Source organism: Amycolatopsis sp. NPDC114503 (assembly GCF_055633655.1).
Genome location: NZ_JBVKDT010000001.1, coordinates 1,526,230 through 1,550,344 on the forward strand (window position 1 = coordinate 1,526,230; position 24,115 = coordinate 1,550,344).

The following is a 24,115-nucleotide window of genomic DNA, read 5'->3' on the forward strand; positions in this document are numbered from 1 at the left end:
AAGGTCCCCACACCGACGATAAGCGGCATGACCACTACCAAACCCTTCCGCTTCGGGATCGTCGCCGGGCACGCGCCGGATCTGCCGTCCTGGACCGCGCAGGCCCGGCGGATCGAAGAGCTCGGGTTCGACGCCATGTTCGCGACCGATCCGGTCGGCGGGCTCGATCCGTTGACGCTCGTTCCGGCCGCCGCCGCGGTCACCAGCACGCTCACTCTCGGCACTTTCGTGCTCGCCGATCCGTTCCGTGCTGCCCGGAACCTCGCGTGGCAGGCCGATTCACTGCATCAGGCGACTGGGGGCCGGTTCCTGCTGGGGCTGGGCGTCGGGCACCCCGGGGCCGGGAAACACGCCGAAACGCTCGGGCGCGAGTTCGTTTCGCCGGGGGAACGCGTCGCCCGGTTGGCGGACACCATTGAGGTGCTTTCGCAGCGCCCCGACCGGCCGCGGCTATTGCTCGCGGGTTCCGGGCCCAAAATGCTCGCGCTCGCCGCGCGCACCGCCGACGTCGTGACGTTTTCCTGGGGGCCGCGCACGACCGAGGAGCAGGCTGACTCCATTGTGGACACTTTTCGCTCGTTCGCGGGAGGCCGGGACGTCGAATTGGCGGTGAACCTGACCGCTGTCGGGGACAAGCCTTCGCCGTGGCTCGCCCGCTACACCGGCGTGGACGTTCCGCAACTGGTGGAGGAGAAAGCTGTCACCGTGCTGCCGGAAAACCCCGACACCGCTGGGGAAATGCTTCTCCGCTGGCGAGAGCGGTGGGGGATTTCCTGTGTCACGGTCAATTCCGGCTATGCGGAACCGTTTGCCGCGATTGCCCAGGCACTCTCCGCACAAGGGTGACAGCTCTTCCGATCATGCGTTATCCGGCCTACGCTCCGAGGTTTCCCAGCGACGTGGTTCGGAGCGTGTGCGATGACCGGTCAGCGAACACCGACGATCGACCGGGGGAGTACAACAGGGCGGGATCTCGGGCAATTGCTCGAAACCGGCCCGTTCGCCGAAGCGCTGCGCGCGGCCATCCGGGCCCGCGGGCTCGGCCTCGAACGCATCAGATATCGGCTGCGGGGAAGGGGAACCACGGTCAGTCTCGCGACATTGAGCCATTGGCAATCCGGACGCTGCCGCCCGGAACGCCCGGAATCCTTGCGGGCATTGCGAAATCTCGAGCAGATCCTCGGCGTCCCGGACGGGTCGTTGCGCAGGCTGCTCGGCCCGCCGCGTCCGCGCGGCCAGTTCCATCAGCCGGGCCAGCAGCTCTCCTGAGCGCGCCCGGCCGCGGCGGACGGCGAGTGCGCCGGCGTATCCCGACGCCTACGCGCCGTCGTCCGCCGCGTTCGCCTGAAGCCCCGCTCCCTTCCGCCGGGTGCGCGCCGCGGCACGGCGGCCCGACGGGGTTTCGCGCGATGCGAGGCAGTTCGCGTGCGCCACCGAGCAAACCTCATCGGGGCACGCAGGCCCAGTCGAGCTGAAACCGGCGGCTTCTACGATCGGACCCATGCGTGCGGTCGTGATCGAAAAGTTCGGCGTGCTTCCGGAAGTGCGGGAAGCACCGGATCCGGTGACCCCGGACGGCGGGGTCGTCATCGCCGTCGAAGCGACCGGGGTGTGCCGCAGCGACTGGCATACCTGGCAGGGCCACGACGAGACCGTCCGGTTGCCGCACGTGGCCGGGCACGAGCTCGCCGGGCGGATCGTCGAGGTCGGCAAGGGAGTGAAGGGCTGGGCGAAGGGCGACCGGGTCACCGTCCCGTTCGTGTGCGCGTGCGGCGTCTGCGCGCAATGCGCCAAGGGCGACCAGCAGATCTGCGACGACGAGTTCCAGCCCGGCGCGACCCACTGGGGCTCGTTCGCCGAGCTGGTCGCCATCGAGCATGCCCAGACGAACCTGGTCGCGTTGCCGGACTCGATGTCGTCGGCGGAAGCTGCCGCGCTCGGTTGCCGCTTCGGGACGGCTTTTCGCGCAGTGTTGCGCCAGGGCGGCGTACGCGCGGGGCAGTGGGTGTCTGTGTACGGCTGTGGCGGCGTAGGCATCTCCGCAGTCCTCCTGGCGGCCGCTGCGGGCGCGAAGGTGGTGGCGGTGGACGTCTCGCCGCAGGCGCGTGCGTTGGCGGAGCGTTCTGGTGCCGTACTGAGTGTCGACGCCAGCGCGTTCGACGGGCCGGAAGCGCTGGCTGCGTACGTCCGTGAGCGCACTGAAGGCGGTACGCACGTGTCGCTGGACTGTCTCGGCTCTCCAAGCACCTGTGCGGCTTCGGTGGGCAGCCTCCGCAAGCGCGGACGGCACGTCCAGGCCGGGTTGATGCCGCCCAGCCAGGGGGTGCCGCCGATTCCGATGCATCGGGTGGTCGGCGGCGAGCTGGAGATCGTCGGGATCCATGGGCTGCAGGCGTATGAGTATCCCGAGTTGCTCGGGGTGGTCGAGCGGTCCGGCATCGATCTGGACGGGTTGATCGGCACGCGGATCGGGCTGGACGGGGTGCCGGCGGCGCTCGCTGCGATGAGTGACCCGGTGCCTGCCCGCGCCGGGGTGACTGTCGTCGAGTTCGGGTGACGAATGGTGACCGGCGAACACCCTGGGTGGCGAGTCCGAGTTGTAGCTGTCGAAAACCTGGCGGGTCTCGCGGCGGTGTGCAATTCTCCGAAGCTTGGCGGCAAGTGGCGAGGGGAACCCGCCGCAGGAGCGCCCGACAGGGTGGCTCCTGCGGCCGTCGGCCACGGAGCGGCATGATGGAGCTGCTGCCGCGTCCGCGCCGGGAAATCGCCCCGGGAGCGGTGCACGTCCCGGATTGGCTTTCCGAGCAAGAACAACGCGACCTCGTCACGGCCTGTCGCGGCTGGCGCGGTTACCGTTCGACCCGGCTGCCGAGCGGCGGGGTGATGTCGGTGCGCACGGTCTGTCTCGGCTGGCAGTGGCTGCCGTACCGCTACGACCGGCTGCGCGAGGACGGTTCGCCGGTGGAGCCGTTCCCGGACTGGCTGGCCGACCTCGGCCGCCGCGCGCTCGCCGACGCCTACGACCGGCCCGCTGACGACTACCAGCCCGACGTCGCGCTCGTGAACTACTACGACGCCACCGCGAAAATGGGCATGCACCAGGACAAAGACGAGCGTTCGACGGAGCCGGTCGTCTCGCTGAGCCTCGGCGACACCTGCGTGTTCCGTTTCGGCAACACCGAACACCGAAACCGGCCTTACACCGATGTCGAGCTGCGCTCGGGAGACCTGTTCGTGTTCGGCGGCCCGGCGCGGCTGGCGTTCCATGGGGTGCCGAAAACCCTGCCGGGCACGGCGGATCCGGATCTTGGCTTGACCGGGCGCCTCAACCTCACGCTGCGGGTGTCGGGGATGTGAACCGGACCCGCTGACCTGGCCGGAGCTGGGCGGCGAGATCCAGGTCATCCTCGTCCACGACGGCCGCGACGGGGTACCCGCCGGTCACCGGATGGTCGGCGAGGAACAGGATCGGGACCCCCGACGGCGGCACCTGCAGCGCGCCGGGAACAGCGGCTTCCGGGGCTAGTTCGCCGACCCGGGCGCGGGTCAGCGCCGGGCCGTCCAGGCGTACGCCGACGCGGTCGAGGTCGCTGGTCACGGTGTAGGCACCAGTGAGCAAAGTGGACAGTGCGGAGGCGGTGAACCAGTCCAGCCGCGGTCCGGGTTCCAGGCGCAGCACGGGTTCCGCGGCAAGCCGGGGCAGCGGGGCGAGATCGACACAAGGGTCGCCCTGTACTGCCGAACCGATCGGGAGCGACATGCCGGCCGCGAGGACGGGCGGGCCGAGTTTGCCCAGCGTGTCGGTGGCTCGCGCGCCGAGCACCGGCGGCACGTCCAGTCCGCCGCGCACCGCGAGGTAGCTGCGCAGGCCGAGTGAAGCGACGCCGAGTTCGAGTTCGTCCCCCGGGCGCAGGACTATCGGCGCACCGATGGCGGCAGCCCGCCCACCAGCGCGGATCGGCACCTGAGCACCGGTGACCGCGACGGTGGTGTGTTCGGAAACCCGCAGCCGCAGGCCGCCGAGGGTGACCTCGAGCGCCGCGTGCGTTTCGGGGTTGCCGACGAGCCGGTTCGCCAGCTTGAGCGAACCGCGGTCCGCCGCGCCGGACCGCCCGACTCCGACCGCCGCGTACCCTGGCCTGCCGAGGTCTTGCACGGTCGAGAACGGACCGGGCGCGAGGATCTCGATTTTCCCGGTCACCGAACCGCCTCGAACCGCACTCGGGTGCCCGGGACCAGCAGGTTCGGTTGCTCGCGGTCGACGTTCCACACCTGCGCGTCGCTGTGGCCGAGCAGGTGCCAGCCGCCGGGCGACGGATGCGGATAGATCGCGCTGTACTCACCGGCGATCGCCACCGCACCCGCTGGCACGCGCGTGCGCGGCGTGCTCCGGCGCGGCAGGTGCAACGCCGGATCGAGGCCGGTCAGATAGGCGAAACCGGGTGCGAAACCGCAGAACGCCGCGACGTAGGTGCCCGCCGAATGCCGTTGCACGACTTCGGAAACGGACAGCCCGGCGGCCTCGGCGACGTCCGCCAGGTCAGCGCCGTCGTAGCGCACCGGCAGGGTGACGGTGTCCGCCGAGCGCGCAGAGACGTCCACTATGGACAGTGAAGCAAGCGAACGAGTCAACGCGGCGGAATCAGTGCGGGCCGGGTCGAACCGGACCAGCAGAGTGCGTGCGGCGGGGACGAGTTCGACGACGCCCTCGGGCCGAGCGGCTTCGCAGGCCGCCTGGAACCCGAGCACGTCATCGACCTCCACCAGCAACGCGGAACGGCCGTAGCGCAAAACAGTGCTCACACGAACGACCTCAGCACGACACCGGATTCGGTGAGCAGCTCGCGAATCCGCCGGGCCAGCTCGACCGCGCCGGGCGTATCTCCGTGCACGCAAAGGGAATCCGTCCGCAGTGTGAGCTTGCCACCGTCAGCATCGACGACCTCGCCGGTGGTCGCCATGGTGAGCGCACGCGCGGCGGCTTCGTCGGCGTCGTGCAGCACTGCGCCAGGCAGCTTGCGCGACACCAGTCGTCCTTCAGGCGTGTACGCGCGGTCGGCGAACGCTTCTGCGTACGCAGGCACGCCCGCCGCTTGAGCCGCGCGCAGCATTTCGGAGTCCGGAGGACAAAGCAGGGCCAGATCGGTGTGATAGCGCCGTACGCCTTCGACAAGCGCAGCTGCCTGCTCCGGATCAACAGCTGCGGTGTTGTACAGCGCGCCGTGCGCCTTCACGTAACGCACGCAGCTGTGCGCCGCGCGCGCGAAGGCGTCGAGAGCGCCGATTTGGTACAGCACTTCGTCCGCGAGGTCTTCCGGCGCGATGTCGAGCGCGCGACGGCCGAAGCCTGCCAGGTCGCGGTAGCCGACGTGCGCGCCGATGGCGACGCCGCGTTCCGCCGCGCGTTCGCATACCCGGCGCATCACGCTGGCGTCTCCCGCGTGGAAGCCGCACGCGATGTTCGCGCTGGTCACGATGTCGAGCATGGCTTCGTCGTCGCCCATGGTCCAGGCGCCGAAGCCTTCGCCGAGGTCGCTGTTGAGGTCCATGTCATCCCACCTGGTAGTCGCGATCGGGCCGGTCGGTCAAGAACATGTACCCGGGTGCGTGCGTGATGGCGAACGGCGGCCGGGACGCCATCAGCGCCGCCTGCGGGGTGACGCCGCACGCCCAGAACACCGGCACGTCACCGGGCGCGGCGTCGACCGGATCGCCGAAATCCGGCCGGGTCAGGTCGGTGATGCCCAGCTCAGCGGGGTCGCCGATGTGCACCGGAGCGCCGTGCACCGCGGGCATCGCGGCGGTGATGCGCACGGCGTCCTCGACCTGGTTTTCCGGAATCTGCCGCATCGACACCACCATCGGACCGCTCAGCCGCCCGGCTGGTTCGCATTGCCGGTTCGTCACGTACATCGACACGTTGCGGCCCTGCTCCATGTGCCGCAACGGGATGCCCGCGGCGCGCAGCAGCGTCTCGAAGCTGAAGCTGCAGCCGATGGAGAACGCGACCATGTCGCTGCGCCAAACCCCGGTGGCGTCAGTGATTTCGCTGGTCAGCGCTCCGTTGTGCCAGACGCGATAGCGCGGCAGATCGGTGCGCAGGTCCGCGCCGGGCGCGAGCCGGGTGGTCGGGTCGCCGGGTTCGCTGACGTCGAGCACCGGGCACGGCCGCGGGTTGCGGGCGCAGAACTCGCGGACGTCGTCGGCCCAGTCCGCCGGGACGGCGATCAGGTTGGTCTGGGCGTAACCGTCGGCCCAGCCGGTGGTCGGGCGTTCGGTACCGGTGCGGAAAAGCGCGCGGGCGTCGGCCGGAGCGAGTGTCGAAGGATCGTAGGAAGTGGTCATACCTCCACCAATTCCTTGCCTCGAGTTTCCGGCAGACCGAGCAGCGCCACCGCGGCGATCGCGTAGCCGACCGCGCCGAGCACGATCGCGCCGCCCGCACCGAGAAAGCCCACCACAGCGGGGAAAGCGGCACCGACTGCGCGGCCGAAGTTGTAGGTGAAGCCCTGTCCGGTGGCGCGCAGCTCTGTCGGGTACAGCTCGGCGAGGTACGCGCCGAAACCGCTGAAGATCGCCGAAGTCGAGAAGCCGAGCGGGAAACTGATCAGCAGCATCAGGCCGTTCGCGCCGTAAGGCAGTTGCACGAACAGCACGATCAGCAGCGCGGAAACGACGGAGAACAGCAGGAACGTCTTCTTCCGGCCGAGCAGGTCGGTGAGGTAGCCGCCGCAGATGTATCCGATGAACGCTCCGGGGATCAGCAGCGCGAAGTAGCCGCCGGTGTTGACCACGGAAAGGCCGCGGCTGCTCTGGAGGTACTTCGGCATCCAGGTGAACAGCGTGTAGTAGCCACCCTGGACGCCGGTCGCGAGAAGCGCGGCGAACACCGTGGTGCGCAAGAGATTCGGGCGGAAAATCCCGGCGAGCGAGCCTTTGACCTTGGCCGAAACCCGCCGTGCGGCTGCCTCCGGCGCGTCCTCGACACTGCGCCGGACCCACAGCACGAGCAGCGCCGGAATGACGCCGACCCAGAACAGCACGCGCCACGCGATGTCCTGGTCGAGGACGCTGAACAGCACCGTGTAGACGATCACCAGCAGGCCCCAGCCCACCGCCCACGCGCTCTGCACGAACGCCACCGTGCGGCCGCGGTACTTGGCCGAGCAGTACTCGGCGACCAGCGCGGCGCCGACCGCCCACTCGCCGCCGAACCCGAGCCCCTGCAGGCCGCGGAAGATCAGCAGTGTCTCGAAGTTGGGCGCGAATCCGCACAGCACCGTGAAGATCGTGTACATCGCGATGGTCAGCTGCAGCGTGCGGACGCGGCCGATGCGGTCGGCGAGCACGCCGGCTCCGACGCCGCCGATCGCGGACACGACCAGCGTGACGGTGCTGAGCAGGCCCGCTTCGCCGGACGTGATGCCGAAGTAGGCGGTGATCGCGGCCAGGCCGAAGGGGAGGGTCTGGTAGTCGAACGAATCGAGGCCGTAGCCGCCGAACGCGCCGAGGAAGGCGCGGCGGCCCTTGTGGCCGAGCGAGCGATACCAGCCGAACGGGCGGGCCGCGTTCGCGGTGCCGTCGGCGACGTTGACGTTCATAAGGGCACCTCACAAGGGGGACGAACTCATGGTGGCACGAGTCACATGGCCGCTACCGTACGGATCGTTCAACAATTCCACAAGTCCCTCATTTTATTGTTCACCGCCAGCTGGCTACGCTGGGCGACGTGGTCACCGACGGAGAGCCCATGGGCCTGGAAGCGGATCGCGGCCTGCTCGGCCGGACGAGCACCGCGGAGCGGGTCGCCGGCGTGCTGCGCACGCGTGTTTCGGAGGGGTACTTCCTGCCCGGGGTACGGCTTTCGGAGCAGGACATCGGCAGCGCGCTCGGGGTCTCGCGCAATACGCTCCGTGAGGCTTTCCGGTTGCTGACCCACGAACGGCTGCTGGTGCACGAGCTGAACCGCGGGGTGTTCGTGCGGGTGCCGAGCGTCGAAGACGTGCGCGACATCTACCGGGTCCGCAAGGTCATCGAGTGCGCGGCGGTACGCGACGTGACCGAGAAGCCGGCGGCGTACGAGAAGATCGCCAGCACGGTCGCGGACGGTGATCGTGCGGCGAAGCAGGCGCAATGGCAGGACCTGGGTACCGCGAACATCCGTTTCCACGCGGAACTGGCGGCGCTCACCGGCAGCGAGCGCATCGTCGAGTTGATGCAGGCGCTCGCCGCGGAGCTGCGGCTGGTGTTCCACGTGATGGCCGACCCGCGCCGCTTTCACGAGCGGTACCTGCCGCGGAACCACGAAATCCTGGACGTGCTCGTGACCGGCGACGGGATCCGTACGGCGGAGATGCTCGCCGTCTACCTCGACGACGCGGAAGCGCAGTTGGTCGAGGCCTATGCGGAGCTGGCCGGCACTCGCTGAAACCGGCCGGTTTGCCCGGGAAGGCAGCGAGCATGGCCGTTCGGGCCCTCCTGCCGCCCGGGAGGCTCCACAGCACGGCTGGTCTGGCTACCGTCGGCAGTGGGCCGCGTGAGAGCGCCGCCCCGGGCGTCGGGACCCCCAGCCGACGCGCGGAGGACGGCCCACGGCCGGGCGGTTGACCTTGGTTCCCGCCCGGCCCGCGCGGTTTTCGCGGCGGACCGTGGCCACCGGGGGGAGGTCACGGCCCGCCGTCCTTATTTGTCCACAGTGGACGGCTACTGGTTCACCGACCATTTCTGGTTGACGTTGCCGGTGCACGTCCACAGCTGCAGTTTCGTCCCGTTGGCCGAACTGACCCCCGCCGCGTCGAGGCACTTGTTCGCGTGCGGGTTGACGATGTCGTGCGCCGCGGTCACGACCCACTGCTGCGCGTTGCTGTTGTTGCAGTCGTACATCTGGACCGGGGTGCCGTCGTCGGTTCCGGAGTACTTGACGTCCATGCACTTGCCGAGCGCGCGAATGGTCCCGTCGCTGCCGACGGTCCAGTTCTGCGCGGCGTTTCCGTTGCAGTCGGTGATCTGCAGCTGGGTGAAGTTCGCCGGATTGGCCCAGGGCACGTCGACGCATTTGCCGCCGATGCCGATGATCCGGCCGCCGGACCCGCCGTCGCCGCTCGTGGTGACGTGCACGTAATCGACGACCAGCTGCTGCGGGAATTGCGTGTTCCCGTCCGGATCGCCGGGCCAGTCACCGCCGACGGCGAGGTTCAGGATCACGGAGAAGGGATGGTCGAAGACCCAGCGGTTGCCGTTCAGATCCGCGGGAGTGCGGGTCTGGTAAGCGTTGCCGTCGACCGACCAGACGATCTTGTTCGGCGACCAATCGACCGCGTAGGTGTGGAAATCGTCGGCGAAGACGGGGCCGTTGTACGCCGCGCCGATGCCGCCCGCGCCGGAGTAGCCGGGGCCGTGGATGGTGCCGTGCACGGTGTTCGGTTCGCGGCCGATGTTCTCCATGACGTCGATTTCGCCGTCGTTCGGCCAGTTTCCGCCGCCGAGCATCCAGAATGCGGGCCACATGCCCTGGCCGCGCGGGATCTTCATCCGGGTTTCGACGTGCCCGTACGCCTGGCTGAATTTGCCTGCGGTGTTGAGCCGGGCGGAGGTGTACTGGCAGGTGCCGTACCAGCAGGTGTGGCCGGAGTTTTCGCGTTTGGCGGTGATGACCAGGTGGCCTTGGCCGTCGAGGGCGCCGTTGGCGGCTCCCGCGGTGTACCACTGGCGTTCGTGGTTGTTTCCGTTGTTGTCGCCGGTTTCGTAGGTCCATTTCGACGCGTCGGCGGCGGCGCCGGCCGGGCCGTTGAAATCGTCGGTGAAGCTTTCGGCGGCTGCCGCGGTGGGAGGGGCGAGCACTGCTGGAGCGGTCTGCAGGCCAAGCGCCAGCAGTGCGGCCGCGGCGAGGGCGGTGGGGACGCGTCTCAGGAATCCGGACATGCGTGGTCACCTCGGTTTCGGGGAGGAACCTAGAGCGAGGGAGTGCTTTGTTGTGGCGGGCAACAAAGTAGGAAGAGTATGCCTGGTCTGGACCTCTGCGGCAATGGTCAGGCGATGGTCACCGAGGGTGCGGGGGTCACCTGGCCGAGGGTAAGGCTGCCCCCACCGCGTTGACGCCAGTCGGCACCATGGTTCGCCGGAAGCCTCCGTCCTACGTTCGGAAGTGCCAGCCGAGACCGGACGACAGGAGAGAGGCCGACATGACGGCGGGGACGGATCTTCGACCACCGCGGGCCACGCCCGCAGCGGAGCGAACGGTACGGGTCGAGCCGGGAAAGCGCTGGTGGCGGAGACCGTGGGTCGGGCCGCTGGGGCTGGTCGTGGTCGCGTTCCTGGCTTATTCCCTGCCGCCGTATCTGGCGTTCGATCCGGCGCGGTCGAGGGTCCCGTCGACCTTCCCCGCGCACTACTTGTTCCTGGTGGGGCACGTGGTGTTCGGGTCGATCGCGATGGTGACCGCGCTGCTGCAGGTCTGGCCGTGGATCCGGCGGAAGCATCCGGTGCTGCACCGCTACTCCGGCCGCGCGTACGTGTTCGCCGGAGTGCTGCCGTCCGGGCTGCTGGCGTTGACCATCGGCGCGGCGACTCCGTTCGGGCCGGTGACGCGGGCCAGCGACGTGCTGCTCGCGGTGCTGTGGCTCGGTACGACGTGGGCGGGCTACCGCGCCGCTCGCGAACACCGGTTCGGCGATCACCGGCGCTGGATGGTCCGCAGTTTCGCGCTGACGATGTCGATCATTCTCAACCGGCTCATCGGCCCGATCGCGGCGATCTTCCTGGAACCGCAGCTCGCCACCACGTTCGGCGGCAGCGAGATCGCGCTCGGGCAGTCGATCGCGGCGCTCGGGGCGTGGGTGAGCTGGACGGTCGCGCTGATCGCGGCGCAGCTGTGGCTCGACCGGAAGCCGAAACGCCGCGCGAGCGTTTAGCCCTGGCTCTTAATCGTTTGGCTTCCGCGCCGCTTGCTTGTTAGAACACCGGCAGGCGGCGCGGAGGCATTCGGTGCGAGGGGTACACCGAACGACGGCTCATCCGCGCCGCTGCAGCGACCGGGCGATGATCGTCCGCTGGATCTCTGACGCGCCTTCGTAAATGCGCGGCGCTCGGACCTCCCGATACAGATGCTCCAGCAAATGTCCTCGTCGAAGCGCTCGTGCCCCGTGCAATTGCACCGCTTGATCCACGACGTATTGCGCGGTCTCGGTCGCGAACAACTTCGCCATTGCCGCGCGACCGGCCAGGTTCTGCTCGCCCGCGTCGTAGGCTGCTGCGGCGGCGTAGACCAGCAGCCGGCCCGCTTCCGTTCGCGTCGCCATCTCGGCCAGCGTGTGGGCGACCGTTTGCTGCTTCACCAACGGACCGCCGAATGCCTCGCGCGAAGCTGTGTACTCCACGGTCGCGTCGAGCGCGGCTTGTGCCATCCCGACCGCGAAGGCGCCGACGCTCGGGCGGAACAGGTCCAAAGTCCGCATGGCTACGGCGAAACCGCGGTTTTCCTCGCCGAGCAGCTCGTCGCGATTTACCCGGACACCGTCGAAGACCACCGTGCCGATGGGGTGCGGGCTTACCAAATCCAGGTGTTCGCCGCTGAGTCCTGCGCGGTCGCCGGGGACGACGAAGGCGCTGACCCCGCGTGAACCGGCGTCGGGCGTGGTGCGGGCGAAGACCGTGTAGAAATCGGCTTCGGGGGCGTTCGAGATCCACATTTTCGTGCCGGTGAGCCGCCAGCCGTCGCCGTCTGGTTCGGCGGCCAATTGGAGGGCGGCGGCGTCGGAGCCAGCGTCCGGTTCGGTCAGCGCGAAGGCGGCGACGGCGTCACCGGCGGCGACGGCGGGGAGCCAGCGCTTGACCTGTTCGTCCAAACCGGACTGAAGTACCGGGTAGCTGCCCAAGCCCTGCAACGCCAGGGCCGTCTCGGCTTCGGTGCTTTGCGTGGCGAGGGCTTCCCGCAGCAGACACAGGTCGGTCGCGGCTGCTTGCCGGGTCGGCTGTCCACTTTCGACACCGGGGAAAAGCCGGGCGAGCAAACCGTGCGAGCCCATTGCCTTGAGCAGCGGTCGGTTCACCGCGCCTTCGGCACCGGCGGCGGCCAACTCGACTAGCTGTTCGGCGGCGATCTTCCGGACGGAAGCGGCGTAAGCGGTCTGTTCCGGAGTGAAAGCGAAGGCGTTCATCGGGCATCCTCCGGTCGCCAGCGGGCATGGGCGGTTTGGTGGCCGCCGGTGCGGACCAGGTCGAGTCGCGGCTCTGGGCCGTCGGTGCGTCCGGTCTGCGGTGGGCGTTTGCCCGCTGCCCACTGTTTCGGCCACGCCACCGGGTACTCCTGTGCGGCAGCCGCATGCAGAGTCCATTGTGGATTGAACAGGTGGGTGCGGCCAAGCGCGCACAGGTCGGCTCGGCCCGCGAGGATGAGCGAGTTCACGTCGTCGTAGGAGGAAATCGCGCCGACGGCGATCACCGCGGTGCCATAGCGACGGCCGACCTCGTTGCGGATCCGGTCGGCGTACGGCGTTTGGTAGCTGCGGCCGAACTTCGGCCGTTCTTCGCTGACCACCTGGCCGGTCGACACATCGATCGCGGCCGCGCCGTGTTCGGCGAACGCCTGCGCGATGGCCACAGCTTCGTCGGAGTCGTTGCCGCCCTCGAACCAGTCGGTGGCCGAGATCCGGACCGTCAGCGGGCGGTCGGCTGGCCACACCGCGCGGACGGCGTCGAAGACTTCCAGCGGGAAACGCAGCCGGTTATCCGGGGAACCGCCGTAGGAATCGGTGCGCTGGTTGGTCAGCGGGGACAGGAAGGACGACAGCAGATAGCCGTGCGCGCAGTGCAGCTCCAGCAGATCGAACCCGGCGCGCGCGGCGGCTTCCGCGGCCGAAACGAACTGGTCGCGGATCTCGCCCAGTTCGGCGACACTCAGCTCGCGCGGCGTCTGGTTGTTCGGCGAATACGGCAGCGCGGACGGTGCGCAGACCTCCCAGTTGCCTTCCGGCAGCGGGTCGTCAATGCCTTCCCACATCAGTTTCGTGGAGCCCTTGCGGCCGGAATGCCCCAGCTGCAACCCGATCTTGGCCGGGGTCTCGCGGTGCACGAACTCGACGATCCGCTTCCACGCGGTTTCCTGTTCGGAGGTGTACAGCCCGGGGCAGCCCGGCGTGATCCGGCCTTCGGCGGACACGCAGATCATCTCGGTCATGACCATCCCTGCCCCGCCGAGCGCCTTGCTTCCCAGGTGCACCAGGTGGAATTCGCCGGGCACGCCGTCGACCGCGGAGTACATGTCCATCGGCGAAACGATGATCCGGTTCGGCAATTCCAGCGAACCGATCCGCACCGGCTGGAACATCGGCGGCGCGACAGAAGTGCCGAGCGAATCAGCGAACCACTGATCCAGCGACGCGGCGAATTCCCGGTCCCGCAGCTTCAGGTTGTCGTAAGTGACCCGGCGGCTTCGGGTAAGCAGGTTGAACGCGAACTGCTCGGGTTCCTGGTGCGTGTACTGCGCCAGATTCTCGAACCACTCCAAGCTCGCCTGCGCCGCACGCTGCGTGGAAGCGACGACCGGACGTCGCTCTTCTTCATACGCGGCAAGGGCTTCCGGGACACTCGGCTGTTCATGCAGACACGCGGCGAGCGCGAGCGCGTCCTCCATCGCCAGCTTCGTTCCGGAGCCGATCGAGAAATGCGCAGTGTGCGCCGCGTCGCCGAGCAGCACGACATTGTCGTGGACCCAGCTTTCACAGCGGACCGTGCCGAAGGTGGCCCACTTGGAGTTGTTGGCCAGCAACTGATGTCCGTCGAAAATGTCGCCGCACAGTTCGCGGATCAGCTCGATCGACTTCTCGTCGCTCTCGCCCGGACCGAGTCCGGTGGCAGCGATCGGGCCGAATGCCCGCTGCCACACGTCTTCGTGCATCTCGAGGATGAACGTGCTGCCGTCGCGGCCGTAGGGATAGCCGTGGACCTGCATGATGCCGTGCGGCGTTTCGAGCACGTAGAACTTGAACGCGTCGAAGACGAGGTCGGTGCCGAGCCAGATGTAGCGGCACTGCCGGGTCTCGACGCTCGGCCGGAACGAATCGGCGAACGCCGTGCGCACCGCGGAATTCACGCCGTCCGCGGCGACCACCAGGTCATAAGAAGCGGCCAGCTCGGCCGGATCCGGCGCAACACTGCGGAATCGGACATCAATGCCCATTTCGCGGCACCGCTGCTGCAGGATCGCGAGCAGCCGTTTGCGGCTCATCGCGGCGAATCCGTGCCCGCCCGAGGTCGACACGGTGTCGCGGTAGTGCACGTCGATGTCGTCCCAGCGCGCGAACTCCCGGCTCATCGCCTCGTGCACGTCCGCGTCGGCGTGCTCGATGCCGCCGAGCGTCTCGTCGGAGAAGACGACGCCGAAGCCGAACGTGTCGTCCGGCGCGTTGCGCTCCCAGACCGTGATCTCGTGGTCCGGGCCGAGTTGTTTCGCGAGCACGGCGAAGTAGAGGCCCGCTGGCCCGCCGCCGACTACTGAAATCCGCACGCCGTTCAGGGTATGTCGTCTGAAGTACGGTCGTCAAGAAGACGATAGATGGGTTACGCTCCCGGCATGGAGCGGATCAATCCCCCCGAGCTGGGCAAGCCGTCGGGGTTCTCGCACGCGGTGGCGGCGCAGGGCAGGCTGGTGTTCCTCGCCGGGCAGACCGCGCTGGACGCGGACAACCGGATCGTCGGCGAAGGCGTCGTGGAGCAGTTCGAGCGCGCGCTCGGCAACCTGCTCACCGCGTTGCGCGCGGCCGGCGGCGAACCCGCGGACCTGTGCAGCCTGACCGTCTACATCGTCGACATGGACGACTACAAGGCCAACGCGCGCGAGATCGGTCGCGTGTGGAAGCGGCTGGTGGGCGCGGATTACCCGGCGATGGCGGGCATCGGCGTGAACCGGCTGTGGGACGTCGAGGCGCTGGTGGAAGTGCAGGGCTACGCGGTGGTCAACCGCTGAGCACCTGCTGAAGGTGCGTGCGCGCGGCTTCCTCGAGCCGGTCGTGCAGCGTGAAGAACACCTCCGCGGCGCGGATGCCGGACCAGCCCTCGGGCAGCAGCTCCGCGGGCAGGCACGGGTCGAGATACGGCATCCTCCGCCAGCCGGTGAGCACGCGCAGGTAATCGGCGAATGCTTCGTCGGCGGGCGTCGTGCGGCGGCGCTGCCATCGGCGCAGCGCCGGTTCGTGCTCTTCGAGGAACGCCGTGTACAGCTCGTCCAGCTGGTCCAGGTCCCACCACTCGCGCACCTTCTCGCGCGGATCGCCGAAGGCGAGATGCTCGGCGCGGAAAACGTCGGCGTACTCGGCGAGCCCGAGGCGCTCCAGCGTGCCGACAGTGGCCTCGTACAGGTGCGCCGGCGCGATCCAGACGCCTGAGGAAGCGGTGCCGAAACCCAGCCGCGACAGCTGGGTGCGCAGCACATGCCGCTTGTGTCGTTCGGCTTCCGGCACCGAGAACACCGCGAGCAACCAGCCGTCGGCGAGCTTCGCGCGATCGCGGCGGAAGATTCGTTCGTCGCCCTCGCGCAGCAAATCCAATGCCGTACCGGACAATTCGTACCCGGCGGATCCGTCGCGGCGCACGGCTTCGAGCACTCCGCGCCGTTTGAGCCGGGAAATGGACGACCGCACCGCGGGCTCGTCGACCCCGACCGCGGCGAGCAGATCGATCAGCGAGGCGACCGAAAGCCATTCGCCGCCGGTCAGATGGTGCACGCCGTAGACCGACACAATGAGGTGCCGGGGCTGGGCCGCGCGCCCGCCGTCGGCATCGGCTGCTTCCGGTACGGCCGTCACCCGGTCACCATACCGTGCCGTTCGCCGCCAATCCGACCGCAGACGGGTTTCTCCGAGCACCTCGGCCCGGACCGGCTCCGCCTCCTTCCGGTCGGATGAGCAACAGCCGAGGGGTAGCATTTCCGGCGCGATGGCGTTTGTGAGCAATGCACCTTTGGTGAGCCGGCTGACCCGCCGCGGACGGCTGATGGCGAAACGCACCTGCGACCGCCGGGGACACGCCTTCGTGTACGGCCGGTTCCTTTTCCGCACCCCCACCGCGTGGGAGTACGCGGCGGCGGTCGCGGGCGGCAGTGATCCGGCGGCGCAACGCTGGCTCGGCTGGCTGTCCGACTCCGTGGTGGCCGAGCCGATGCGCGCCGAGGCGCTGCGCGTCATCCCGGGCACCGGACCGGACTGGACCACGCCGGATCCGCATTCGGTGGACGTCGTCGCGATCGATCTCGCGGCGGGCCGCTGCGCCGGACTCGTGAGCGTGCACGCGGGCGAGGACGGCGGCCCGGAAACCGGCGGCTATCTCGCGCCGGAGTATCGCGGACAGGGATTCGGCCGCGATCTGTTCGCCGCCGGTCTCGTACTGGCGCACGAACATCTCGGGCTCACCCGGGTGCGCGCGGGCGCGGAGGTCGGCAACGTCGCGAGCGGCCGTTCGCTGGAAGCCGCCGGATTGCGCCGGGTGCCGGGACCGCCGCGGTACACGCTGCCGGACGGGCGGGCCTGCGAGGCCTGGTGGTACCAGCACGACGCGGCGTGGCCGAAGAAATGCGCGGGCCCGCAGGCGCAATGGCTCGGCCCTTAGCTGTACTCCTCGTACGCCTTCAGCGTCTTGATCACCAGCGCGCGCTCGCTCGGGCTCAACGGGGACAACGCTTCCTGCCACGCCTTCGCACCGCGCGCCAGCCACGCGTCGACCGCCGGGCGCTTGTCCGCGTGGATGCTCACGATGGTGCGCCGCCGGTCGTCCGGGTCCTCGGTGCGCTCCAGCACGCCTTGGCGGGAAAGGTCGCCGACCATCAGGCTCGCTGTGGTGGGCGCGATTTCGAGCTGCCCGGCGAGTTCGTTGACCGTCATCGGGCCGTCGAACAACAGATAGGCCAGCAGTGACAGATGCCGCGGCGCGAGCGTCACGTCGTCGAGCTCCGGAGGCGGTGGCGTCCGCTTCGCGCGCCCGACGAGGCGGGGCATGAGAAGCAGCAGTTCGCGGACCCCGTCCTCGACGGTCGGGCCGGATTCGGTGGCCATGCCGCGACAGTACCTGCGCGTGTGTTGACAGCCCGATTCGCGCGATCCTAGGTTTGTTGTTACATCATCAACAGGGGAGTTCTCCGATGTCGGACTGGAACCAGCAGATCATCGACGAGTTCCGCGCGAACGCGGGCAAGGTCGGCGGCATGTTCGAGGGCAAGAACATGGTGCTGATCACGCACACCGGTGCGAAGAGCGGCAAACAGCGGGTGAGCCCGCTGGTGTACACCACCGACGGCGACCGGATCGTGGTCGTCGCGTCCAAGGGCGGCGCGGACACCAACCCGGACTGGTACCACAACCTCGTCGCCAACCCGTCCGTCACGGTCGAGATCGGCACCGAGAAGTTCCCGGCGACCGCGAAGCTCGTGGAAGACCGCGCCGAGCGCGACCGGCTGTACGCCGGGATGGTCGCGCACGCGGAGGGCTTCGCCGAGTACGAGAAGAAGACCGAGCGCGTGATCCCGGTCTTCGTTCTCGAACGCTGAGTTACTAATCCGGCCAAAAGCAGGCCGCCCCCACGCGGCGCGTAACCGTTGCTGCGAAGCCATTAGGCCGTGACTGTGGTCGGATTAGTAATGATCGGCACAGTTACTTGAGCGGCTGTCCGTAGACGAAGCTCCGCAGCCGTCCGGTCGACATCGGGTCCAGCGGGGCGAACAGCTTGGCGTGCGCGGCCTGAACGGTCGCCGCGTCGGGCTCGATCATCGACAGCGCGCGCACGGTGTAGCGCGAATCGGCGGTGAAATCCGGTGCGGTCGCGTGCTGATACGCACCGCCGAGCAGGTCGATGATCAGCACGGTCGGCACGGGTGCGTCCGGGCCGGCGTGGTCGAGCACGGTGCTCAGCACGTCGTCCCGGAGCGTCGGCAGCACGCGGTTGTCGCCGAGGTAGGAGTGCGGGTTCGGCGGTTCCGCGGCGATCTTGCCGGAGTCGGTGAACGGCATCGTGGTGAGCGTTTCCTGCAGCGGCCCGAGTGCGCGCAGCGGTGCGACGAGTTGATCGCCGTCGCTGCCGAGGTAGGCCACGCGGATGTGCGCGATGTGCTTGCCCCGCAACGGTTCCGGTGCCATCGGCAAGTCCGGGTAGGGCACCATCGCGACCGAGGTGCCGACGGTGTCCGGCAGGTCGGCGGTCCAGTCGCGCCAGGTGCGCAGGACGTCCGGGATCTTGGCGGTGTCGAAGTACAGTCCGCCGCCGTACAGCGTGGTCACCGGGACGAGTTCGAACTCCAGCGAGGTCACGATCCCGGCGTCGATCGGGCCGGTCGTGCGGGTGCCGTCGGGACGGACGATCTCGGCGGAGCGGACGCGGTCCGAGGCCAGGCCGAAGTGCCTGCCGAGGAGACCGAAGCCGCCGCCGAGGGTGTAACCGACCACGCCGACGCCCGGGGCCGAACCGCTCAGCGGCGCGAGCCCGTGTTCCGCGGCGGCGGTGATGACGCTGCCCCAGGTGGTTCCGGCTTCGACGCGCGCCACGGCGCGGTCCGGGTCGACGGTCACGCCGGTCATCCGCCGCGTCGAGATCAGCACGCCTTCCGCCGGCGCGCGCAGCCCGTGTCCGGTCGCCTGCACGGAAACCGGCAGGTCGCGCTCGGCCGCGAGCTGGACCGCGGCGGCGACGTCGTCCGCGCTGGTGGCGGCGACGACCAGCTGCGGGGTGGAGCTGATGCCGGTCTGGAATCCGGCGATCTCTTCGCGGTAACCGGCCTGGTCAGGGGTGAACGTCTGCATGCCTTCAGCGTGCTCGCCGCGCAGCGATAAGTCCAAGAGATACTAGTTCCGGAAGCTAGAATGACTGGTTATGGAACTGCATCAGCTTGAGTACTTCGTCGCGGTCGCGGAGGAAGCCAACTTCACCCGCGCGGCGGCCCGGATGCACGTCGCGCAGCCCGGGGTCAGCGCGCAGATCCGGCGGCTGGAACGCGAACTCGGGCAGCCGTTGTTCGATCGGTCTGGTCGCACAGTACGGCTCACTGGGGTCGGCGAGGCCGCGCTGCCGCACGCTCGGGCCGCGCTGGCGGCGGTCGCGGCGGTGCGGGAGACAGTCGCGGAGCACGAAGGGCTGGTGCGCGGCCAGGTGTCGATGGGGATGGTGACTTCCCTCGGGCCGGTGGAACTGCCGGAGTTCCTGGCCGAGTTCGCGGAGCGCTACCCGGGAGTGGAAATCACGCTCAGTGAGGCGAATTCCGACCTGATGGTCGACGCACTGCGCGAGGGACGGCTGGACGTCGCGGTGATCGGCCTGGCTGATGGCGTGCCCGCCGGGCTCACCACCCAGGTCGTGCTTGACGAGGAACTCGTCGCGGTCACTTCGCTGCGTGACGAATTCTCCGATCGGGCCTCGACCACTCTCGCGGAGCTGGCGGAACGTTCGTTGATCTGCTTGCCGAAGGGCACCGGGATGCGCGGTGTGCTCGACCGCGGATTCGCCGCGGCGGGGCTGCATTCGCGGGTGACGATCGAGGCGAGCGACCCGAACGTGCTGGCCAAGCTCGCGATGCGCGGTCTCGGTGTGGCGCTGGTCCCGGCGTCGCTGGCTCGCTACTACGCCGAGGAGCTGCACACCCTGCGGCTGCGGCCGGAGCTGCGCGGGCAGCTGGCGCTGGCGTGGCGGTCCGACGGTCCGGCCGGGCCCGCGGCTCGGGTGCTCATCGAGTTCGCCCGGTCGGTGCTTTAGCGAGCGGCGAAGGATACCTACACCGCCTCGGATTCGCCAATGAATTCGTGCCGGAATTCCCGAACCGACGACCGGGAACTCCCGAACTTATCCGCCGGAGTGGGCCGTTCAGGTTATCTTGCCGCGTATTCCGGGAAATTCGACGTACTGTCGGCAGCGGCCGCGAGTGCGGTCGAAGTTTCCGAGAAGACGGAGGAATTTCCGTGAAGCTTGTTCGTCTCGTTCGCAAGGCCCTCCCGAGCAAGAGCCTGAAGTCTTACGCCTGGTACGGCTGGATCTGACGGTCCCATTAAACGGTACCGGCCGGTTCCGGAATGCCCGGAACCGGCCCGGTCCGCCGCTCAAGAGGAGTTGCGCGGTGACCATTCCCGCTGAACGGAACAAAGTGCGCCAGGTGGTATTCGCGCCGCGCATTCAAGAACTGTTCGACCGTTATCGGGGGAAATCCTTCTTTCGGCTGGAACCGGACACCGTCGGCGTCGCCGGGCCCGAGTTGATGGACGCACTTCTGCGCGCCAGACCGGCGAATGCCGAGGAGCGGCCGACGTTCAAGCCGGTGCGCGGCCGGGTCGTCACGCGGCCGGAATCGTCGGCGCTGATGCGAGCGGTCGGCGCGGACGTGCGGGGCGCGCTCAAGAAGCCGCTCGGCGACGCCGACCTCGCCGGAACCTGGCCCGCCGTGCCGCACAACTACCTGCGTGACCTGGTGTTCGGCCACGAACAGCGGCGGTTCCGGGTTCTCGTCGACCGTCGGCTGGAGTTGACGCCGAAGATCACCTGGGCCGCGGTCGCCACGGGGGCCGCGCTCTGGGGACGGCCCGCGCCCGAGGTCGCGCTGTCCGCTCTGGCGCGGATGGTGCTGGAAGCGGACACCTTCGACGAGCGCCGTTTCGCGATGTACCTCTACCGGCGCGTGGCCGGGCCGATCTGCTTCACGGTCGCTGCCCTGGTCACGAATGCCTTGTGGCTCAGTTCGCCGCTCGACGACGACGTGCCGACCGAATACGTGCTCAACGAGGCGCTCCGTCTCCTGCCGCCGTCGTGGAACATCCTGCGCGTGCGCTCGCCGGAGTTCACCGAGGTGGACGCCCGGATCGGCCCCGGCGACGACCTCCTGCTGCTGCCGCTGCTCAGCCATCGCGACCCTGAACTGTGGGACGCGCCGGACGAGTTCCGGCCGAGCCGCTGGGCCTCGCTGGACCCGGACGATCATCCCGGCTACCTCCCGTTCGGACACGGCAACGAACGCTGCTGGGGACGGCATATGGTGCTTCCGCTGGCGGAACGCGTACTCGACCTGGTCCGGCGCGACGGGCTCGTCGTCGATCCGGCGCAGACGCGGGCCCGGGTGCACCTGGACGGGTTGCTGGAAGTGTCGGACGTGCGGGTCGTGCGCGCCTGACAGCTCTTGACAACGTGTCAACGGAGGCGTTCCTCTGGACGGATGCTCCAGGACGGCATGCTCGGCGTCAGCCTGCTCGCGGGCGGCGCGAACGTGATCATGCAGCTGGGCCGGCCCGAGGTCGGGTACGGCGTGCTGGAAAGCCGTGTCGATTCGGGGAATCTGTTCAAGCATCCGCTGAAACGCACGCGCACCACCGTCACCTACCTCGCGGTCGCGGTGCTGGGCACGGACGCTGACCGGGCGGCGTACCGGCGAGCGGTGAACGCGGTGCACGCGCAGGTGGTCTCCACCGAGGCGAGTCCGGTGCGGTACCGCGCTTTCGACCGGGAGCTGCAGCTGTGGGTCGCGGCTTGTCTGGCCCATGGCGTCGAGGACGTGCATCGTGCGTTTCTCGGCCGGCCCGCTCCGGAATCGTGGTACGCCGAGGCCGCGGTGCTGGGTACGACGCTGCAGGTGCGTCCCGAAGACTGGCCGGACGACTTCGCCGCGTATTGGGCGGACGGACTGGCCCAAGTGGACATCGACGACCGGATGCGGGAGTACCTCACGGCCATCGCGAACCTGGAATTCCTGCCGCGGCCGTTGTCGTTCCTCTTCGGACGGTTCCATCGTTTCGTGACGACCGGATTCCTGCCGGAGGTGTTCCGCGAGCAGATGCGGCTGCCGTGGTCGGCCGCGGACCAGCGCCGGTTCGATCGGCTGACACGCGGGATCGGCCGAATGGTCGAACGGCTTCCGGTGCGGGTGCGGCGTTTCCCCTATGACGCGTGCCTCGCGGACTTCCGGCGGCGGTTGCGTAGCGGGAAACCGCTCGTCTAAGCGGTTGACCGGGATGCGGTGGTGGGCAAGGGTTGAGCTATGGCCACTGCCGACGTAATCCCTGCCGCGGAGGCAGCATGAGCAAAGCGGATGAGGTGCGCGAAGGGGTTTCCCTGACCAACCTCGACCAGGAGCTGTTCGCCGACGCCGGGGCGACGAAGCGCGACCTCGTCGACTACTTCGACGCTGTCGCGGACCGGTTGCTGCCGGTGCTGCGCGACCGTCCGCTGTCGGTGATGCGCGTGCTGCGCGGGCAGGACGCGTTCATGCAGAAGAACCTGCCGAAGTACACGCCGGAGTGGGTGCCGCGAGCGAAACTGTGGGCGGAGAGTTCACAACGGACAGTCACCTACGGCCTGTGCAACGACCGCCGGACGCTGCTGTGGTTCGGCAATCAGCGTGCGGTCGAACTGCATCCCGCGCTGACCCGGGTGGAGCCGGTCGGCCAGACCGATCTGATCATGGACCTCGATCCGCCGGAGGGCGCGGACTTCGGCGTCGCGGTGGCGGCGGCCCGGCTGGTGCGGCAGGCCTTGGCCGACGCCGGACTCGCCGGTGCGTTGAAGACCAGCGGGTCCAAGGGCGTGCACGTGTTCGTGCCGCTGGTTCCCGGACTGTCCTTTGAGGACGTCGCGGCGGCGACTCGCGCGGTCGGCGCGCGGGCGGAGCGGCTCGACCCAGAGCTGGCGACCACGGCGTTCATCCGGGAAGACCGGCACGGCAAGGTGTTCCTCGATTCGACCCGGGCGGGCGGGGCTACCGTGGCGGCCGTTTACAGTCCGCGGATCCGCCCGGGCGCGCCGGTGTCGTTCCCGGTTCGCTGGGCGGACGCGGACGACGTCACACCGGCTGATTTCACCGTGAAGACCGCGATCGGGCTGCTGGGGAGCGCCGATCCGTGGGCGGAGGAATTGCCGGAACCACAGGAACTTCCGGCGGATCTCGTGGCCGAGGGGCATACGATCCCGGTCGCCCGGGTCGCGGCGATGCACGAGGGCAAACGCCGGGCCCGGGCGCGACGGGAGTCAGGGAAGAGCGAGTAGGTCCTGGTGGTGCACGGTGACCTCGGTGATCCGCCGGTCTTCGGACACCGCCAGTTCCGGTTGTTCTTCTCGTGCCGCGGCGACGAATCCGCGGTACCAGGTGTCGATGAGTTCGCGGTGTTCCGGCCCGAGCCGCCACGGCGACGGTCTGGTGTGGACTGTCCAACCGTGCCGAGTGAACTCCGCCGCGGTGAAGGCGACGGCTTCCGGGCCTAGCTTGCCGTCTCGGCGTTGGTGGTTGTTGAACGCCTCGTTGAGTGCTTCGTCCGCCGTGTCCGCGGGGGTGATGTGAGCGGATCCCGTCACGGACAGAGTGAGCAAAGCCGGACATCGGGCGTCCACACAGGACTCCACTAGCCGCTGGATCTCTTCCTTGGCAAGGAGATCCAGCAACGCTGAAGCCGTGACTAATGAAGTACCGCCGATATTCAGCCGGGTCACGTCAGCTTGTTCCGTCTCGACGCTGATCCCCGGCGGAAGGCTGCGCGCGGCGATCTCCAGCAGCCGCGGGTCCTGGTCGTGCAGAATCCACCGCTGCGGTTTCGGCAGGCGACCGCTCAACCAGCGTCCCATCGCTCCAGTGCCGCAGCCGAGGTCCCGGATGACCGCCGGACCGGGCGGGAGCAAGGCGACCAGATCGGCCGCCCGGGCAGCGGTGTCGGCCGGCTCTCTGAGTTTCAGCCATTCCGGCGCGTAACCGGAAGAGTCCACTGTGGTCACAAGGAACGCTCGTATCCGGCCGACGCGGCGTGGGATTCGTGCAGGGTCACTGAAAGTTGCGCCAGTCCGCGTGCGTTGTCGCCGAGTTCCCCGGCGTGGATCCGGTCCGCGAGCCGGTCGGCGATCACCTTGGCGAGGTATTCCGTCGACGTGTTGATCCCGGCGAAATCGGGTTCGTCGTCGAGGTTGCGGTAGTTCAGGTCGGCGAGCACCGCGCCCAGCTGCTGGGTGGCGAGCCCGATGTCGACGACGATGTTGTCCGAGTCCAATTCGGACCGCCGGAACGTCGCGTCGACCACGAACGTCGCGCCGTGCAAGCGTTGCGCCGGGCCGAAAACCTCGCCGCGGAAACTGTGGGCGACCATGATGTGATCGCGCACGGTGACACTGAACAACGCGTTCT

27 protein-coding genes are annotated in these 24,115 nt (G+C 68.7%); 14 read left to right on the forward strand and 13 right to left on the reverse strand.

Features of this window, described 5'->3' with window-relative positions; all coding sequences use genetic code 11:
- Positions 1 to 27: 27 nt before the first annotated feature.
- The 4 genes from ACZ7OI_RS07495 (at position 28) to ACZ7OI_RS07510 (ending at position 3,357) form a co-directional block, all read left to right on the forward strand.
- Complete coding sequence (locus tag ACZ7OI_RS07495; protein WP_470263281.1) at positions 28 to 846, forward strand: LLM class flavin-dependent oxidoreductase; 819 nt, start codon at positions 28 to 30, stop codon at positions 844 to 846.
- A 72-nt stretch (positions 847 to 918) separates the two neighbouring features.
- Positions 919 to 1,269 (forward strand): transcriptional regulator, encoded by a 351-nt coding sequence (locus tag ACZ7OI_RS07500; RefSeq protein ID WP_116201118.1) that lies wholly within the window; start codon positions 919 to 921, stop codon positions 1,267 to 1,269.
- 232 nt (positions 1,270 to 1,501) lie between these two features.
- Positions 1,502 to 2,557, forward strand: coding sequence for an alcohol dehydrogenase catalytic domain-containing protein (locus ACZ7OI_RS07505; protein ID WP_470263282.1), 1,056 nt, complete (start codon positions 1,502 to 1,504; stop codon positions 2,555 to 2,557).
- Between the two features lie 173 nt (positions 2,558 to 2,730).
- On the forward strand, positions 2,731 to 3,357 hold the full coding sequence (locus ACZ7OI_RS07510) for an alpha-ketoglutarate-dependent dioxygenase AlkB family protein (protein ID WP_470263283.1): 627 nt from the start codon (positions 2,731 to 2,733) through the stop codon (positions 3,355 to 3,357).
- Here the strand turns inward: ACZ7OI_RS07510 and ACZ7OI_RS07515 are convergent.
- The 5 genes from ACZ7OI_RS07515 to ACZ7OI_RS07535 are packed head-to-tail and all read right to left on the reverse strand — an operon-like array spanning position 3,332 to position 7,601.
- A complete protein-coding gene (locus ACZ7OI_RS07515; RefSeq protein ID WP_470263284.1) occupies positions 3,332 to 4,201 on the reverse strand; it encodes a 5-oxoprolinase subunit C family protein in 870 nt (289 codons plus the stop codon). The genes ACZ7OI_RS07510 and ACZ7OI_RS07515 overlap by 26 nt on opposite strands.
- Complete coding sequence (locus ACZ7OI_RS07520) at positions 4,198 to 4,803, reverse strand: 5-oxoprolinase subunit B family protein (RefSeq protein WP_470263285.1); 606 nt, start codon at positions 4,801 to 4,803, stop codon at positions 4,198 to 4,200. Before ACZ7OI_RS07520 ends, ACZ7OI_RS07515 begins: the two co-directional genes overlap by 4 nt.
- On the reverse strand, positions 4,800 to 5,549 hold the full coding sequence (locus tag ACZ7OI_RS07525) for a LamB/YcsF family protein (RefSeq protein ID WP_470263286.1): 750 nt from the start codon (positions 5,547 to 5,549) through the stop codon (positions 4,800 to 4,802). The genes ACZ7OI_RS07520 and ACZ7OI_RS07525 overlap by 4 nt, the downstream gene beginning before the upstream one ends.
- A gap of 1 nt (position 5,550) precedes the next feature.
- Positions 5,551 to 6,345, reverse strand: coding sequence for a putative hydro-lyase (locus tag ACZ7OI_RS07530; RefSeq protein WP_470263287.1), 795 nt, complete (start codon positions 6,343 to 6,345; stop codon positions 5,551 to 5,553).
- Entirely contained in the window at positions 6,342 to 7,601 is a 1,260-nt protein-coding gene (locus tag ACZ7OI_RS07535; protein WP_470263288.1) for an MFS transporter, read from the reverse strand. The genes ACZ7OI_RS07530 and ACZ7OI_RS07535 overlap by 4 nt, the downstream gene beginning before the upstream one ends.
- A 149-nt stretch (positions 7,602 to 7,750) precedes the next feature.
- On the opposite strand from ACZ7OI_RS07535, the gene ACZ7OI_RS07540 reads away from it, so the two are divergent.
- Positions 7,751 to 8,428 carry a GntR family transcriptional regulator gene (locus ACZ7OI_RS07540; RefSeq protein ID WP_470263463.1) on the forward strand — a complete coding sequence of 226 codons (678 nt, stop codon included), beginning with the start codon at positions 7,751 to 7,753 and terminating at the stop codon, positions 8,426 to 8,428.
- Positions 8,429 to 8,703: 275 nt separating this feature from the next.
- Here the strand turns inward: ACZ7OI_RS07540 and ACZ7OI_RS07545 are convergent, their stop codons facing one another.
- Complete coding sequence (locus ACZ7OI_RS07545) at positions 8,704 to 9,921, reverse strand: family 16 glycosylhydrolase (RefSeq protein ID WP_470263289.1); 1,218 nt, start codon at positions 9,919 to 9,921, stop codon at positions 8,704 to 8,706.
- Between the two features lie 260 nt (positions 9,922 to 10,181).
- Between ACZ7OI_RS07545 and ACZ7OI_RS07550 the strand changes: the two genes are divergently transcribed.
- Positions 10,182 to 10,910 carry a DUF2306 domain-containing protein gene (locus ACZ7OI_RS07550; RefSeq protein ID WP_470263290.1) on the forward strand — a complete coding sequence of 243 codons (729 nt, stop codon included), beginning with the start codon at positions 10,182 to 10,184 and terminating at the stop codon, positions 10,908 to 10,910.
- 99 nt (positions 10,911 to 11,009) lie between these two features.
- Here the strand turns inward: ACZ7OI_RS07550 and ACZ7OI_RS07555 are convergent, their stop codons facing one another.
- Both ACZ7OI_RS07555 and ACZ7OI_RS07560 read right to left on the reverse strand, forming a co-directional pair.
- Positions 11,010 to 12,155: an acyl-CoA dehydrogenase family protein gene (locus ACZ7OI_RS07555; protein ID WP_470263291.1), complete on the reverse strand. Its 1,146-nt coding sequence runs from the start codon at positions 12,153 to 12,155 to the stop codon at positions 11,010 to 11,012.
- Positions 12,152 to 14,503 carry a bifunctional salicylyl-CoA 5-hydroxylase/oxidoreductase gene (locus tag ACZ7OI_RS07560; protein ID WP_470263292.1) on the reverse strand — a complete coding sequence of 784 codons (2,352 nt, stop codon included), beginning with the start codon at positions 14,501 to 14,503 and terminating at the stop codon, positions 12,152 to 12,154. Before ACZ7OI_RS07560 ends, ACZ7OI_RS07555 begins: the two co-directional genes overlap by 4 nt.
- A 66-nt stretch (positions 14,504 to 14,569) precedes the next feature.
- Between ACZ7OI_RS07560 and ACZ7OI_RS07565 the strand changes: the two genes are divergently transcribed.
- Complete coding sequence (locus tag ACZ7OI_RS07565; RefSeq protein ID WP_470263464.1) at positions 14,570 to 14,962, forward strand: RidA family protein; 393 nt, start codon at positions 14,570 to 14,572, stop codon at positions 14,960 to 14,962.
- Here the strand turns inward: ACZ7OI_RS07565 and ACZ7OI_RS07570 are convergent.
- Positions 14,952 to 15,800, reverse strand: coding sequence for a PaaX family transcriptional regulator (locus tag ACZ7OI_RS07570; protein ID WP_470263293.1), 849 nt, complete (start codon positions 15,798 to 15,800; stop codon positions 14,952 to 14,954). The genes ACZ7OI_RS07565 and ACZ7OI_RS07570 overlap by 11 nt on opposite strands.
- 130 nt (positions 15,801 to 15,930) lie before the next feature.
- On the opposite strand from ACZ7OI_RS07570, the gene ACZ7OI_RS07575 reads away from it, so the two are divergent.
- Positions 15,931 to 16,599: a GNAT family N-acetyltransferase gene (locus ACZ7OI_RS07575; protein WP_470263294.1), complete on the forward strand. Its 669-nt coding sequence runs from the start codon at positions 15,931 to 15,933 to the stop codon at positions 16,597 to 16,599.
- On the opposite strand, the gene ACZ7OI_RS07580 is transcribed toward ACZ7OI_RS07575, so the two are convergent.
- Positions 16,596 to 17,042, reverse strand: a complete 447-nt coding sequence (locus ACZ7OI_RS07580) for a MarR family winged helix-turn-helix transcriptional regulator (RefSeq protein ID WP_470263295.1) — start codon at positions 17,040 to 17,042, stop codon at positions 16,596 to 16,598. The two genes, ACZ7OI_RS07575 and ACZ7OI_RS07580, sit on opposite strands and share 4 nt — an antisense overlap.
- An 86-nt stretch (positions 17,043 to 17,128) precedes the next feature.
- Between ACZ7OI_RS07580 and ACZ7OI_RS07585 the strand changes: the two genes are divergently transcribed.
- On the forward strand, positions 17,129 to 17,533 hold the full coding sequence (locus tag ACZ7OI_RS07585) for a nitroreductase family deazaflavin-dependent oxidoreductase (protein WP_470263296.1): 405 nt from the start codon (positions 17,129 to 17,131) through the stop codon (positions 17,531 to 17,533).
- Between the two features lie 103 nt (positions 17,534 to 17,636).
- Here the strand turns inward: ACZ7OI_RS07585 and ACZ7OI_RS07590 are convergent, their stop codons facing one another.
- The gene (locus ACZ7OI_RS07590; protein WP_470263297.1) at positions 17,637 to 18,779 is read right to left on the reverse strand and encodes an FAD-binding oxidoreductase; all 1,143 of its coding nucleotides are present in this window, start codon (positions 18,777 to 18,779) and stop codon (positions 17,637 to 17,639) included.
- A gap of 70 nt (positions 18,780 to 18,849) precedes the next feature.
- Between ACZ7OI_RS07590 and ACZ7OI_RS07595 the strand changes: the two genes are divergently transcribed.
- The 5 genes from ACZ7OI_RS07595 (at position 18,850) to ACZ7OI_RS07615 (ending at position 22,992) form a co-directional block, all read left to right on the forward strand.
- Entirely contained in the window at positions 18,850 to 19,725 is an 876-nt protein-coding gene (locus ACZ7OI_RS07595; RefSeq protein WP_470263298.1) for a LysR family transcriptional regulator, read from the forward strand.
- 203 nt (positions 19,726 to 19,928) lie between these two features.
- The gene (locus ACZ7OI_RS07600) at positions 19,929 to 20,006 is read left to right on the forward strand and encodes a tryptorubin family RiPP precursor (protein ID WP_350539724.1); all 78 of its coding nucleotides are present in this window, start codon (positions 19,929 to 19,931) and stop codon (positions 20,004 to 20,006) included.
- Positions 20,007 to 20,083: 77 nt separating this feature from the next.
- Positions 20,084 to 21,127 (forward strand): cytochrome P450, encoded by a 1,044-nt coding sequence (locus ACZ7OI_RS07605; protein WP_470263299.1) that lies wholly within the window; start codon positions 20,084 to 20,086, stop codon positions 21,125 to 21,127.
- A gap of 42 nt (positions 21,128 to 21,169) precedes the next feature.
- The gene (locus ACZ7OI_RS07610; RefSeq protein WP_470263300.1) at positions 21,170 to 21,949 is read left to right on the forward strand and encodes an oxygenase MpaB family protein; all 780 of its coding nucleotides are present in this window, start codon (positions 21,170 to 21,172) and stop codon (positions 21,947 to 21,949) included.
- Between the two features lie 77 nt (positions 21,950 to 22,026).
- Positions 22,027 to 22,992: a DNA polymerase domain-containing protein gene (locus ACZ7OI_RS07615; RefSeq protein WP_470263301.1), complete on the forward strand. Its 966-nt coding sequence runs from the start codon at positions 22,027 to 22,029 to the stop codon at positions 22,990 to 22,992.
- On the opposite strand, the gene ACZ7OI_RS07620 is transcribed toward ACZ7OI_RS07615, so the two are convergent.
- Together ACZ7OI_RS07620 and ACZ7OI_RS07625 are read right to left on the reverse strand one after the other, a co-directional pair.
- Entirely contained in the window at positions 22,975 to 23,712 is a 738-nt protein-coding gene (locus tag ACZ7OI_RS07620; RefSeq protein ID WP_470263302.1) for a class I SAM-dependent methyltransferase, read from the reverse strand. The two genes, ACZ7OI_RS07615 and ACZ7OI_RS07620, sit on opposite strands and share 18 nt — an antisense overlap.
- Positions 23,709 to 24,107, reverse strand: coding sequence for a 6-pyruvoyl trahydropterin synthase family protein (locus ACZ7OI_RS07625; protein WP_470263303.1), 399 nt, complete (start codon positions 24,105 to 24,107; stop codon positions 23,709 to 23,711). Before ACZ7OI_RS07625 ends, ACZ7OI_RS07620 begins: the two co-directional genes overlap by 4 nt.
- Positions 24,108 to 24,115 lie beyond the last annotated feature (8 nt).

What these genes read in the sequence shown, in the direction of transcription:
- ACZ7OI_RS07495 (WP_470263281.1), top strand. Translation starts at nt 28, where the DNA reads ATGACCACTACCAAACCCTTCCGCTTCGGGATCGTCGCCGGGCACGCG.
- ACZ7OI_RS07500 (WP_116201118.1), top strand. Translation starts at nt 919, where the DNA reads ATGACCGGTCAGCGAACACCGACGATCGACCGGGGGAGTACAACAGGG.
- ACZ7OI_RS07505 (WP_470263282.1), top strand. Translation starts at nt 1,502, where the DNA reads ATGCGTGCGGTCGTGATCGAAAAGTTCGGCGTGCTTCCGGAAGTGCGG.
- ACZ7OI_RS07510 (WP_470263283.1), top strand. Translation starts at nt 2,731, where the DNA reads ATGATGGAGCTGCTGCCGCGTCCGCGCCGGGAAATCGCCCCGGGAGCG.
- ACZ7OI_RS07525 (WP_470263286.1), bottom strand. Translation starts at nt 5,549, where the DNA reads ATGGACCTCAACAGCGACCTCGGCGAAGGCTTCGGCGCCTGGACCATG.
- ACZ7OI_RS07530 (WP_470263287.1), bottom strand. Translation starts at nt 6,345, where the DNA reads ATGACCACTTCCTACGATCCTTCGACACTCGCTCCGGCCGACGCCCGC.
- ACZ7OI_RS07535 (WP_470263288.1), bottom strand. Translation starts at nt 7,601, where the DNA reads ATGAACGTCAACGTCGCCGACGGCACCGCGAACGCGGCCCGCCCGTTC.
- ACZ7OI_RS07540 (WP_470263463.1), top strand. Translation starts at nt 7,751, where the DNA reads ATGGGCCTGGAAGCGGATCGCGGCCTGCTCGGCCGGACGAGCACCGCG.
- ACZ7OI_RS07545 (WP_470263289.1), bottom strand. Translation starts at nt 9,921, where the DNA reads ATGTCCGGATTCCTGAGACGCGTCCCCACCGCCCTCGCCGCGGCCGCA.
- ACZ7OI_RS07550 (WP_470263290.1), top strand. Translation starts at nt 10,182, where the DNA reads ATGACGGCGGGGACGGATCTTCGACCACCGCGGGCCACGCCCGCAGCG.
- ACZ7OI_RS07555 (WP_470263291.1), bottom strand. Translation starts at nt 12,155, where the DNA reads ATGAACGCCTTCGCTTTCACTCCGGAACAGACCGCTTACGCCGCTTCC.
- ACZ7OI_RS07565 (WP_470263464.1), top strand. Translation starts at nt 14,570, where the DNA reads ATGGAGCGGATCAATCCCCCCGAGCTGGGCAAGCCGTCGGGGTTCTCG.
- ACZ7OI_RS07575 (WP_470263294.1), top strand. Translation starts at nt 15,931, where the DNA reads ATGGCGTTTGTGAGCAATGCACCTTTGGTGAGCCGGCTGACCCGCCGC.
- ACZ7OI_RS07580 (WP_470263295.1), bottom strand. Translation starts at nt 17,042, where the DNA reads ATGGCCACCGAATCCGGCCCGACCGTCGAGGACGGGGTCCGCGAACTG.
- ACZ7OI_RS07585 (WP_470263296.1), top strand. Translation starts at nt 17,129, where the DNA reads ATGTCGGACTGGAACCAGCAGATCATCGACGAGTTCCGCGCGAACGCG.
- ACZ7OI_RS07590 (WP_470263297.1), bottom strand. Translation starts at nt 18,779, where the DNA reads ATGCAGACGTTCACCCCTGACCAGGCCGGTTACCGCGAAGAGATCGCC.
- ACZ7OI_RS07595 (WP_470263298.1), top strand. Translation starts at nt 18,850, where the DNA reads ATGGAACTGCATCAGCTTGAGTACTTCGTCGCGGTCGCGGAGGAAGCC.
- ACZ7OI_RS07610 (WP_470263300.1), top strand. Translation starts at nt 21,170, where the DNA reads ATGCTCCAGGACGGCATGCTCGGCGTCAGCCTGCTCGCGGGCGGCGCG.
- ACZ7OI_RS07615 (WP_470263301.1), top strand. Translation starts at nt 22,027, where the DNA reads ATGAGCAAAGCGGATGAGGTGCGCGAAGGGGTTTCCCTGACCAACCTC.